The organism is Brevibacillus sp. YAE8, assembly GCF_057543335.1.
The window spans coordinates 87851-98280 of record NZ_BAAIYG010000017.1; the positions used below are offsets into that span (position 1 = coordinate 87851).

Annotated in this window: 13 protein-coding genes, 1 tRNA gene and 1 pseudogene; 9 read left to right on the forward strand and 6 right to left on the reverse strand. The window is 52.3% G+C overall.

Annotated elements, in window-relative coordinates; translation table 11 throughout:
• Window positions 1-141: 141 nt before the first annotated feature.
• A tRNA-Ser gene (locus AC27IT_RS18585) sits at window positions 142-230 on the reverse strand.
• Between the two features lie 160 nt (window positions 231-390).
• Between AC27IT_RS18585 and AC27IT_RS18590 the strand changes: the two genes are divergently transcribed.
• On the forward strand, window positions 391-1110 hold the full coding sequence (locus tag AC27IT_RS18590) for a pseudouridine synthase (RefSeq protein WP_005830564.1): 720 nt from the start codon (window positions 391-393) through the stop codon (window positions 1108-1110).
• 63 nt (window positions 1111-1173) lie between these two features.
• Here the strand turns inward: AC27IT_RS18590 and tadA are convergent, their stop codons facing one another.
• Window positions 1174-1653 (reverse strand): tRNA adenosine(34) deaminase TadA, encoded by a 480-nt coding sequence (tadA, locus tag AC27IT_RS18595; RefSeq protein ID WP_005830567.1) that lies wholly within the window; start codon window positions 1651-1653, stop codon window positions 1174-1176.
• Window positions 1654-1950: 297 nt separating this feature from the next.
• Here tadA and AC27IT_RS18600 point away from each other — a divergent pair, with 297 nt between their 5' ends.
• The 6 genes from AC27IT_RS18600 to nagE all read left to right on the forward strand — a co-directional run bounded on the left by AC27IT_RS18600 (window position 1951) and on the right by nagE (window position 7932).
• Window positions 1951-2454 carry a ribonuclease H-like YkuK family protein gene (locus tag AC27IT_RS18600; RefSeq protein WP_206699257.1) on the forward strand — a complete coding sequence of 168 codons (504 nt, stop codon included), beginning with the start codon at window positions 1951-1953 and terminating at the stop codon, window positions 2452-2454.
• A gap of 341 nt (window positions 2455-2795) precedes the next feature.
• Window positions 2796-3656: a glucose PTS transporter transcription antiterminator GlcT gene (gene glcT, locus AC27IT_RS18605; RefSeq protein WP_005830572.1), complete on the forward strand. Its 861-nt coding sequence runs from the start codon at window positions 2796-2798 to the stop codon at window positions 3654-3656.
• Between the two features lie 147 nt (window positions 3657-3803).
• A complete protein-coding gene (locus AC27IT_RS18610; RefSeq protein ID WP_122952831.1) occupies window positions 3804-4301 on the forward strand; it encodes a PTS sugar transporter subunit IIA in 498 nt (165 codons plus the stop codon).
• A 28-nt stretch (window positions 4302-4329) separates the two neighbouring features.
• Window positions 4330-4596 (forward strand): HPr family phosphocarrier protein, encoded by a 267-nt coding sequence (locus tag AC27IT_RS18615; RefSeq protein WP_005830576.1) that lies wholly within the window; start codon window positions 4330-4332, stop codon window positions 4594-4596.
• Window positions 4597-4620: 24 nt separating this feature from the next.
• Window positions 4621-6339, forward strand: coding sequence for a phosphoenolpyruvate--protein phosphotransferase (ptsP, locus tag AC27IT_RS18620; protein ID WP_487092027.1), 1719 nt, complete (start codon window positions 4621-4623; stop codon window positions 6337-6339).
• Window positions 6340-6492: 153 nt separating this feature from the next.
• Window positions 6493-7932: an N-acetylglucosamine-specific PTS transporter subunit IIBC gene (nagE, locus tag AC27IT_RS18625; RefSeq protein WP_007776259.1), complete on the forward strand. Its 1440-nt coding sequence runs from the start codon at window positions 6493-6495 to the stop codon at window positions 7930-7932.
• A gap of 141 nt (window positions 7933-8073) precedes the next feature.
• Here the strand turns inward: nagE and AC27IT_RS18630 are convergent, their stop codons facing one another.
• A complete protein-coding gene (locus tag AC27IT_RS18630; protein ID WP_005830582.1) occupies window positions 8074-8277 on the reverse strand; it encodes a hypothetical protein in 204 nt (67 codons plus the stop codon).
• A 31-nt stretch (window positions 8278-8308) separates the two neighbouring features.
• On the reverse strand, window positions 8309-8527 hold the full coding sequence (locus tag AC27IT_RS18635) for a helix-turn-helix domain-containing protein (RefSeq protein ID WP_005830585.1): 219 nt from the start codon (window positions 8525-8527) through the stop codon (window positions 8309-8311).
• Between the two features lie 167 nt (window positions 8528-8694).
• Here AC27IT_RS18635 and AC27IT_RS18640 point away from each other — a divergent pair, with 167 nt between their 5' ends.
• Window positions 8695-9057 (forward strand): helix-turn-helix domain-containing protein, encoded by a 363-nt coding sequence (locus AC27IT_RS18640; protein WP_005830587.1) that lies wholly within the window; start codon window positions 8695-8697, stop codon window positions 9055-9057.
• Between the two features lie 176 nt (window positions 9058-9233).
• On the opposite strand, the gene AC27IT_RS18645 is transcribed toward AC27IT_RS18640, so the two are convergent.
• The gene (locus AC27IT_RS18645; RefSeq protein ID WP_005830589.1) at window positions 9234-9584 is read right to left on the reverse strand and encodes a winged helix-turn-helix transcriptional regulator; all 351 of its coding nucleotides are present in this window, start codon (window positions 9582-9584) and stop codon (window positions 9234-9236) included.
• A 200-nt stretch (window positions 9585-9784) separates the two neighbouring features.
• Between AC27IT_RS18645 and AC27IT_RS18650 the strand changes: the two genes are divergently transcribed.
• Entirely contained in the window at window positions 9785-10195 is a 411-nt protein-coding gene (locus AC27IT_RS18650; protein ID WP_487092028.1) for a DoxX family protein, read from the forward strand.
• Between the two features lie 150 nt (window positions 10196-10345).
• Here AC27IT_RS18650 and AC27IT_RS18655 read toward each other — a convergent pair.
• A pseudogene (locus tag AC27IT_RS18655) lies at window positions 10346-10430 on the reverse strand (RNA-guided endonuclease TnpB family protein); the annotation flags it as partial.

The following is a 10430-nucleotide window of genomic DNA, read 5'->3' on the forward strand; positions in this document are numbered from 1 at the left end:
ACTACAAGATAAACTGCAACATAACTGCAACCTTCTATTTTCAATATAGTCAGGTGTTCACGCAAATATCCCAGCATTTCCTTCGGCTTTTTTGCAACAAAAAATGACCCAACGGATTTATCCGTTGAGCCACTTTGTAAGCGGAGAGAGTGGGATTCGAACCCACGCACGCCTCACGACGCCTAACGCATTTCGAGTGCGTCCCCTTATGACCACTTGGGTATCTCTCCATATTTGTTTGTCAGAAACATCACTAACTATAGCAAATCCGAGAAAAAAGTGCAAGAGCTAACTTCTGTGCTTCCCCTTGATTTGCTCGCCGCATTAGGCCAAACTAATAACAACACCTAGTATGGGGATTTTTGACCAGAAGAAAAGCGAGGAACATACATGAAACGAGAACGTTTGGACAAGGTGCTGGCAAATATGGCGTTCGGCACACGCAAGGAAGTGAAGGCGCTGGTGAAGCAAGGACTGGTCGTCGTGGACGGCGTGGTCGCGACCGATCCGGGCATGCACGTCATTGCCGAAGAGCAGGATATCACCGTAGACGGGGAGCCGCTCAACTTCAAGCGCTGGGTTTACGTCCTGTTAAACAAACCCCCTGGGGTAGTTTCCGCGACCGAAGACAATGTGCATCAAACCGTAGTCGACCTGCTTCCTTATGAATGGGCGGTCAAGGTGCACCCGGTAGGCAGGCTGGACATCGACACAGAAGGGCTGCTGCTTTTGACCAACGACGGCCAGCTTTCACACAGCCTGCTGTCCCCGAAAAAGAAAGTGGACAAGGAGTATTTTGCCCGCATCGACGGCCCGGTCACAGAGCGGCATGTACAAGAGTTCGCCAAAGGGGTGGAACTGGAGGATTTCACCACGCTGCCTGCAAAGCTGGAGATTTTGTCTTCGGGAGAAACTTCCGAGGTACGCGTGACGATTATGGAAGGAAAGTTCCACCAGGTAAAACGGATGTTTGCCGCCTTCGGTCTGCATGTCACCTACCTCCAACGCATCCGCATGGGCCCGCTCCACCTCGACCCGGCACTCGCTCCCGGTGAATACCGCGAGCTGACCGAGGAAGAGCTGCACCTGCTGCAAAACGTAAACAAATAATTAGGCGCCAGATGCCCGGCATGCTGCCTGCAAGCGAGCCGGACGGCGCCCGCGACAGTCGGATCAGCACTTTTCCGACTGTCTTTTTTTGCGCAAACCGCGGAAAAAGTCTTTGAGCATCTGGGCACATTCCTCCGCCAAAACGCCCGCCAAAACAGGCACCTGGTGATTGAAGCGCGGCTCGGCCAGCAGATTCATCAATGTCCCGGCACACCCTGCCTTTGGATCGCCCGCTCCGTACACTACCTGCTCGATGCGGCTTTGCACGATCGCCCCGGCGCACATCGGACAAGGCTCTAGTGTGACGTACAGCGTGCAGCCGATCAGCCGCCAGCCGCCCAGCCGTTCGCTGGCCTCGCGGATCGCGATCATTTCCGCGTGCAGCGTAGGGTCTTTTTGCGTTTCCCGCAAATTGTAGCCGCGCCCGACAATTACCCCGTCGCGGACGATGACAGCGCCAATCGGCACCTCGCCGAGCGCCGCCGCCTTTTGCGCCTCTTCCATGGCGGCTCGCATGTATGCTTCGTGTTTGTTTGCTTCCATCACGATGGTTAAAACTCCTTTATAGACATTTTCAAATTACGGTCAGAGAACAGCCTGCCTTTTCCCGGTCGATTGTGCGCTTGTATGCGCTTGCCGGCAGCATGGCATTCGATCACTTGAAGCGCTAAGAACGCTTCACATGACCAGCCAATCCCCGCATAAATCAGCAGCAATCCGGGCAAATTGTGGCATCGCGAAGTTTTTGTCCATACCTGCTCACATACTCTCTGCGAGATTACATACATTAATGATGTACGGAAGATGTTTGTAATTCACAGATAGCCTCTATCTGGAGGGATGCGAGTGGGCTTAACCTCTGCAAGCACTTTGTTTGATCGTTTTCACAGTCCGACGAGAGGGCAACTGGCCAAAGAAGACGTGTTTTCCCACATTGAACAAACTCTCTCTTCAATGAATGGACCGTTTGAGATTATTGTGGGAGCCGATTCCCAGTTGAAAAGTCGCGGAACGTTTTTCGCCTTGGTCATTACGGTGATTCGCCCCGGACATGGTGGGACCTTCTTTTATCACAAGTTTCAGGAACGGCGCTATTCATCCTTGCAGCAGCGGATTTTTCAAGAGGCCATGTACGCGGTAGGTCTGGCTACGGAGGTTCGGCAATATTTGCGCGATCATCAGCTCGATGCCCCCATCCGCTTGCACTTTGACATCGGCAGGAATGGCCCTACCCGTAAGTTTATCCAGTCGCTTCTGAGCCTAGCAGAAACCAACCACTTCCGGGCGGAAATCAAACCAAACTCCTTCTGTGCGTCTACGATTGCTGACAAGTTCACGAAGTAATGAAGAGCATCCATTCTTCCTTGAACAAAGCGTGCAGGCGGATTGCTGTTGGACGCATCCGCCCGCTTTGTTTGGATTCTTCGCTCATCGGGTCACGTACTTCTGGACAAGCAGGCGAAAATCCTTCTGCCAGGTCCATAATCGGATACATAGACTGTTTTTTGGTACACATCCTGTATAAAACAGGGTGATTGACAACGCTCGGGCATGTAAGCTATTATAAGCATTAATTGAAGCGTTTTCACAAGGCGTGTTACTGGTAATGCAGGCATGAGCCGAGAAGATCTTTTTCTTGAAAAAGGTTTTTTCGGCTCTTTTTTGTCTAAAGGTGGTGGAATTACGTGTCCCGTGAACAGGAAAAAACATATGCGATTACGCGTGTGTTGAACCATAACGTCGTACTGGTGGAAGAACCCGGCACCAAGCTGGAAATTGTGCTGTTCGGAAAAGGAATCGGTTTTGGCGCAAAGCCTGGGAACACGATCCCCGCCCATGACCCTCGTGTGGAGAAGCGCTTCAGGCTGGAAAATGAAAGCCACCAAAAACAGTACCAAACCATACTCAGTCAGGTCGATCCTGCTGTGGTAGGGATCGCGGAAGAAATTATCGCGCTCATCGCCAGTGAAATTACACCGCAGCTCAACGAACACGTCCACGTCGCTCTGCCCGACCATATCCAGTTCGCGATTTACCGCTTGCGCAACGGCATGGAGATCGTGAATCCGTTCCTGTTTGAAATCCAGACGCTCTACACAAAAGAGTACACGCTGGCAAAACGGGCAGCGGACATGATTAAAAAGGCATTCGATCTGGATATTCCAGATAGCGAAATCGGTTTTCTCGCCTTGCACATTCACTCGGCGATCAGTTACTTGCCTGTCAAAAAGGCGGTACAGTTTACGAACGTCATCAGCGAATTGGTCAGCATGATCGAGCAGCGGACAGACAGAACCATCGAACGAAGCACCGTCGACTACGTCCGGCTCATTACCCATCTGCGTTTTGCTGTGGAGCGCATCCGCCAGCAAAAGACCATTCACAACCCGCTTCTCGACCGGGTCAAAACGACGATTCCGGAAGCCTACGAGCTGGCGTCCGAGCTGGCTGCCTATATTTCCAACCGGCTGGAGGTCACTGTCCCGGAAGACGAGGTCGGCTACATGGCCTTGCATGTTTATCGCTTGTTGCAGCAACAACCGTAATCCCACAAATTCAAATTGATGATAATCCTGCGTGTTACTAGTTCGACTAGGCATGAGCGGTGAGATCATACGGACATAGTAAGTATGTCGTCGTATGGATCAGACCGTCTCATGCCTATTTTCGTTCAGACGCAAAAGGAGGAACTTATGCTACGCAGTCTGTTTTCCCGTAAAAAACAACAACAAGAAATCACTTTCCTCGCTCCTTTGACCGGGAGCGTTGTTCCTTTGTCGGAAGTGCCCGATCCCGTCTTTGCCGGGAAGGTCGTAGGCGACGGCGCTGCGATCCTGCCTGCGGAGGGCGTCCTGTACGCTCCTGTCGACGCAAAGGTCACTCATCTGTTCCCTACCCATCACGCCATTGGCTTGTCGACAGACAGCGGCGTGGAGCTGCTCATGCATATCGGGATTGATACCGTGAAATTGCAGGGCAAAGGCTTTACCCCGTTCGTCTCGGTAGGTGACAAGGTGAAAGCAGGCGACAAGCTGATTCAGTTCGATATCGCCGTCTTGCAGGAGGCAGGATGCCCGATCGTCACCCCGATCGTCATTACCAACGGCGATGTCGTCGCGGAAAAAAACGTGGTAGCACAAGGCAATGTCGCGGCAGGCCAGGAGCCGCTGATGACTGTCGTCCTGAAATAGAAGAAGCACCTGTTGGGGGAGGTACACCATGATTCAATTCGAAGTAACGGTCACGGTTGAAGGCGGGCTGCACGCTCGCCCGGCCGCTCTTTTGGTAAATCGCTCGGCGCAATCCCAAGCGAAAATCACCTTGAGCAAAGGTGACAAGCAAGCGGACGGCCGCAGCATTTTGGGGATCATGACCTTGGGCGTGACCCAAGGCGACAAGCTGATCGTCTCGGTGGAGGGAGAAGATGAGGAAAAAGTAGCTTCCTCGCTCCAGCAATTTTTTGAACAGTCTTTTGAGAGCGAATGAGCGGTGAAAGAAGGTGAAACAGGCATGTTGAAAGGAATCCCGGTTTCTTCTGGCATCGCGATCGCCCCTGTCGTCATTTTGGCACACGATGCTCCGGCTGCTCCGGCTGTGACCGCGCAAGGCGCGCCGGCAGACACAAGCAAAGAGCTGGAGCTGCTCGCCAGAAGCGTGGAGCAGTCGCGCGAACAGTTGGAAAAGTTGAGAGAGCAAACAGAGGAGCAATTAGGCGCAGAAAAAGCAGCGATTCTCTCCGCGCATATCGCTTTTCTGGAGGACCCTGCTTTTGTCGGGGAAATGACCTCTCTGATCGAAAACAGGCAGGTGGCCGCTGCTGCTGCCGTACATCAAGTGTCCGACCAGTTTGTCGTCCTGTTTGAAAGCATGGACGACGCCTATATGAAAGAACGGGCGGACGATATTCGCGATGTGAGCCGCCGCCTGATTCGCAACCTCTCCGGCACAGGACAGGAGGCAGTCTTCCCGGAAGAACCGTTTATTTTGGCCGCGTGGGATGTCACTCCTTCGGAAACGCTGCAGCTTCCGCTCGCATTTGTGCGGGGCATTGTCACGGCAAAAGGCGGCGCGACCTCGCACGCAGCGATTTTGGCCCGTTCTCTGGGGATTCCGGCTGTCATGGGCGCCGGGGAACAACTGCTGGAAAAAGTAGCTGCTGGCAGCTTGCTGATTCTCGATGGCGCTACAGGCGAGCTGATCGCAGCGCCAGACGCGAAAACATTGGCACGCTACGAGGAAAAAGCCGCCAAGGAAGCCGCTGAGCGTGCAGCCTACGCGGTATTGAAGGAATTGCCCGCCGAAACGATCGACGGCCATCGCGTTCATTTAATGGCCAACATGGCGGTTCCCGAAGAGGCAGCAGCGCTAGTCGCTTCCGGCGTAGAAGGAATCGGTTTGTTCCGCTCCGAGTTTTTGTTCATGGACCGCAGCACGCTGCCAGACGAGGAAGAACAGTTTGCGGCCTACAAGCAGGTCGCTACAGCCTTTGGCGAAAAACCTGTCATCATTCGCACGCTCGACGTCGGCGGCGACAAGCATTTGCCGGCTCTCGAACTGCCGCAGGAAGATAATCCGTTCCTCGGCTTTCGGGCGATGCGCATTTCCCTGGCCCGGCCAGAGCTGTTCCTCGTTCAGTTACGGGCGCTATTGCGCGCCAGTGCCTTTGGACGCCTGCTCATCATGTTCCCGATGATTTCCCACCTGGAGCAGTTGCGGCAAGCCAAGCAATTGTTCGAACAGGCAAAAGCGGAGCTGCGGGAAAAAGGGATCGCTTTTGACGAACAGATCGCAGTCGGCATGATGATGGAGATTCCGGGCGCTTGCCTGCAAGCGGACGCCTTTGCCAAAGAGGTAGACTTCTTCAGCATCGGGACCAACGATCTCGTGCAATACACGCTCGCCGTAGACCGAATGAACGCGAAGGTAGCCAGCCTCTACAGCTACTACCACCCTGCGGTGCTGCGCCTCATCTCGCACGTCATCGAAGCCTCTCACCGCGCGGGAATATGGACCGGGCTATGCGGAGAGATGGCGGGCGATTCGCTCGCGACCGAGCTTTTGCTTGGCCTGGGCCTCGACGAGTTCAGCGGTGCGGCCTCGGTAATGCCAAAGGTCAAGGAGCGCATTCGTGCCACAAGCATGGAAAAAGCGAAGCGACTCGCAGAGTACGCTCTGACGCTTTCGACCGTGGAAGAGGTCGTGCAGTTTTTGCGAGACAAAACCGAATAAATGGTTTTGTCCCTCATTGTTTGTAAGCGATTTCACCGTTCTTTTTCCGATCAAAACAGTTTCTCTCCGGCCTGTTTGTTATGTCCTCATCTCTTGTACTCATCCGGAGAGCAGCTTTTTTGATAGACATCTCATTCCAAGGAGGTTTTACTTATGCTTGCCTTTTTGCAACGGATTGGGAAAGCACTCATGCTTCCCGTCGCCACCTTGCCAGCAGCGGCGCTTTTGCTCCGCTTTGGCGCCATCAACTACGTGACTGAATTTCGTCTCGGCGAATCTGTTGGCGGTTTTTTGAATCAGTACATCGCGCCCTTTTTGTTCGCAGGCGGATCGGCCATCTTTGACAACCTGCCGCTGATTTTCGCCGTCGGTGTCGCGATCGGGCTTGCCGGGGATGCCGTCGCCGCACTGGCTGCCGTGATCGCCTACATGGTGTTAACCTCGGTGCTTTCCAAAGTTCCCGCTGCCATGCCGTTTATCGCGGACGACGTCAAGCTGAACATGGGAGTGCTTGGCGGTATTTTGGCGGGCGGAGTCGCTTCCTACTGCTACAACCGCTACCATAACATCAAGCTACCGGAGTGGCTCGGATTTTTCGGCGGCAAACGATTCGTACCGATCATCACTTCGCTTAGCATGGTTATCATCGGTCTGTTGTTCGGGATCATCTGGGGTCCGATCCAGGACGCGCTCAACAATATGGGGAACTGGATTGTCAGCCTTGGCGCTCTTGGAGCAGGTCTGTTCGGCTTCTTTAACCGTTTGCTCATTCCATTCGGCCTGCACCACGTGCTCAACGCAATTGCCTGGTTCCAGATTGGCGATTTTACCGACACGACCGGGAAAGTCGTACACGGCGACCTGCACCGCTTCTTCGCTGGCGACAAATCAGCAGGCATGTTCATGACAGGCTTCTTCCCGATCATGATGTTCGCGTTGCCAGCGGCCGCCTTTGCCATCATTCACTCAGCCAAGCCGGAAAAGCGCCAAGCAATCGCTTCTGTGTTCATCGGTACCGCGCTCGCTTCCTTCCTGACCGGGATTACCGAGCCGTTGGAGTTCGCGTTCATGTTCGCCGCTCCGATGCTGTATGTGCTGCATGCGATTTTGACCGGGGTTTCCGGGTATATCGTGACCGCGATGGGCATCAAGCACGGATTTGGCTTCTCCGCGGGTCTGATTGACTACGGACTGAACTTCCCGCTCTCCACAAACGCATGGTGGATCATTCCGATCGGTCTGGCGTTTGCCGTCGTTTACTACTTCCTGTTCCGTATCCTGATCGTCAAGTTCAACATCAAAACGCCGGGGCGCGAAGACGATGAAGTAGTGGAAAGCGCAGCTTCCGGCAGCAACTCCACGCAGGAAAAGGCGCTAAAAGTGCTCGCCCTCATCGGCGGAAAAGAAAACATCGTCAGCGTCGACGCGTGCATTACCCGCCTGCGCCTCGTGCTGAAAAACGACAAGATCGTCAATGAAAAAGGGTTGAAAGACCTGGGGGCAGCAGGAGTCATGAAGCTCGGCCAGGGCAGCGTGCAGGTCGTCTTCGGGACGCAGTCCGAGCTGTTGAAGGACGAAATCAAAAAGCTGTAGGCTTTGCTTTTCCCCAATAAATATGCCCGGTATTGGCAGCAGCCGTACCGGGATTTTTCGTATTGGCATAGAGTCCCCTCGTTCGAATGAGATGCTTGGTTTTGCCTGCCTCATGAACCCGGAAAAAATGACGCAGCTTCTCTAAAAATGCCGGGCATTGGAGCCAACAAGCGCCCGTTCTGACGGGAACAGCTCCTTTTGCTCCAACTCGGTTTCAAACCGCATGAGCCGATCCAAAAATCCTGCGCATGCCGATTCGCTGTATGGCGCCATCATCTCGATTTCGTAGGATAATGTTTTTTTCCATAATTCAAGCTGTCTCCTATTCGCCTCCCATGCTTCCAATTCCACCCACCCCTTATCTGATATACCTTTGCTAAAACAACAAAAACAAACTCATAAAAAGTTCATTCAGGCTACATTTCAGCTTCTTTGCTAAAATCGGCAGATGGTTTGCCTTGAAATCGTACTCTCCCTTCTCGTACTTCAAGTATGTGGAAGCATTGCGAAAACCGAGTGACTCCGCCATTTCCTGCAGCGTGAGCTTGCACTCACTCCTACGTTTTGCGATAAATGGGAGGTTTAGACGTTCCATATTCAGTTTCCCTCTTCCTTTGCAGAAATGGCAAATATTTATAGTTACATGATATCGTTTCAATTTCAGCAAAGTCAACACATTATTTGTCGTTTTAGCAATCTTGTTTTTTCCGTTATGGAAAATTGTTAGAATGATATTGCCAAAACGAAAAAGGTGGTTTCACGATGTCCATAGTCGGTCAAAGGATAAAATGGCTGCGCGAGCAAAAGCAGTGGTCACAAATCCAATTAGCTGAAAAGCTTGGCATTCACAACACAGTTTTGTCGCGAATTGAATCGGGCGAAAAGAAAGGCGTAGATTCCCAGTTGATCTCCAAAGTCGCCGACCTGTTTGACGTATCGACCGATTACCTTCATGGAAGAACAGATAACCCCACGCCATTTTGGCGGCAAGCATCTGTGCGGGAAACACCTATTCCCTTCTTGGACATAGACGGGTTAACGGAAGAGGAACTTACCGAAATCAAGCGGCATATCGAATTTGTAAAATGGAAATCGAGACAGAACGGGTCGCAAGAAGACAACTAGAGAACCGTGAAAACCTCTCTCCAACCTGATCGTGGAGGGGCAAACGGACGCTGAAGCGCTTCGTCATCGCGTTCAAATGGTATAGGCATTAGAAAACCCCTGGGCCACAGGGGTTTTTGCGTGGAATGAAATACGTACAACACAGGCTCCGTCAACAGCCCGGCGAAGCCTTTTTTTCATGTATGTTCTGCTTTACTCTGCGCTGTCGTCTGGTCCAGCTCAATCCAGCTCTGGGCCCATGATTCGATCCCCTTGATTACTGGCTCCAGAGCCTTCCCCATCTCTGTCAAAGAATATTCTACCCGTACAGGCGCCGAGTCTGTAAACACTTGCCGATGCACAAGCCCTTCTTTTTCGAGGTCTTTCAGCCGTTCAGAAAGTAGCCTTCCGCTTACCGGCAGGGCCCCTTCCAACGCACAGAAACGCTGTGGTCCAGAAAGCAACTGGTACAAGATTAACCCTGTCCATCGTTTTCCCAGCAGTTGCATGCCTTTTTCAAACTTCGGACAGAGGGAAGACTGTTTCATTCGTATCACCTCATTCTCCTTTCAGTATACCGCTCTTTCTTCAATCCATCAAAATGAATGATTACTTTGTGCCTAATAATTCGCACTTTCCAGCATTTGTAAATTTTCCATAACGTATTGACATATACAATAATTAATATATACTTACTAACGAAAAGTAACTATGTTACTGATATAAACTGATTCGGAGGTAATCATACATGGAAAATCGTTTTGAATGGAGCGCTCTTGTTTTGCGCATCGTCGTTGGCCTTACGTTTGCCATCCACGGCGTCGCCAAATTTCAGATGGGACTCGAAAACGTGGCCGGATTCTTTGGCACGCTGGGACTGCCTGCTTTTATCGCCTATCTGGTTGCTTTCCTGGAGGTTGTCGGCGGGATCGCCCTGATCGCCGGACTTGGCACTCGCGTCTTTTCCGCCGCGCTGGCTGTCGTCATGATTGGTGCCGTTGCCAAAGCAAAGCTGGCAGCCGGCTTCATGGGTGGAGAAAGCGGCGCTGGCTATGAGCTGGAGCTTGCGCTGTTCGCCATCCTGCTCGCGCTCAGCATTAGCGGCAGCTCGAAGTTTGGACTCGATCAAATTTTGTTTGGAAAAAGATCGGTTGATTGAGACTCCCACGGCTAAAGCCGCAAGCCTTCCACCTTGCGGTGTACGGGTGGGATTCTTGAATGACTAAGCGTTCGCAGTCCATTTCTGTTTTGAACAGCCTTCAAGATAAGGGCATCTCATTGCCCCTCCTAAGACAGTGCATATAGCATCTTAGGCTGATTGACTGTTACCATCAATCACAGGTGCATATCGAATGTTCATAGCACCGACTAAATCACGATGTTTTTCGAATCCA

Excerpts from the sequence above, each read along its gene's own strand:
- AC27IT_RS18590 (WP_005830564.1), top strand. The coding sequence starts at position 391 with ATGAAACGAGAACGTTTGGACAAGGTGCTGGCAAATATGGCGTTCGGC.
- tadA (WP_005830567.1), bottom strand. The coding sequence starts at position 1,653 with ATGGAAGCAAACAAACACGAAGCATACATGCGAGCCGCCATGGAAGAG.
- AC27IT_RS18600 (WP_206699257.1), top strand. The coding sequence starts at position 1,951 with ATGCGAGTGGGCTTAACCTCTGCAAGCACTTTGTTTGATCGTTTTCAC.
- AC27IT_RS18610 (WP_122952831.1), top strand. The coding sequence starts at position 3,804 with ATGCTACGCAGTCTGTTTTCCCGTAAAAAACAACAACAAGAAATCACT.
- AC27IT_RS18615 (WP_005830576.1), top strand. The coding sequence starts at position 4,330 with ATGATTCAATTCGAAGTAACGGTCACGGTTGAAGGCGGGCTGCACGCT.
- ptsP (WP_487092027.1), top strand. The coding sequence starts at position 4,621 with ATGTTGAAAGGAATCCCGGTTTCTTCTGGCATCGCGATCGCCCCTGTC.
- nagE (WP_007776259.1), top strand. The coding sequence starts at position 6,493 with ATGCTTGCCTTTTTGCAACGGATTGGGAAAGCACTCATGCTTCCCGTC.
- AC27IT_RS18635 (WP_005830585.1), bottom strand. The coding sequence starts at position 8,527 with ATGGAACGTCTAAACCTCCCATTTATCGCAAAACGTAGGAGTGAGTGC.
- AC27IT_RS18640 (WP_005830587.1), top strand. The coding sequence starts at position 8,695 with ATGTCCATAGTCGGTCAAAGGATAAAATGGCTGCGCGAGCAAAAGCAG.
- AC27IT_RS18645 (WP_005830589.1), bottom strand. The coding sequence starts at position 9,584 with ATGAAACAGTCTTCCCTCTGTCCGAAGTTTGAAAAAGGCATGCAACTG.
- AC27IT_RS18650 (WP_487092028.1), top strand. The coding sequence starts at position 9,785 with ATGGAAAATCGTTTTGAATGGAGCGCTCTTGTTTTGCGCATCGTCGTT.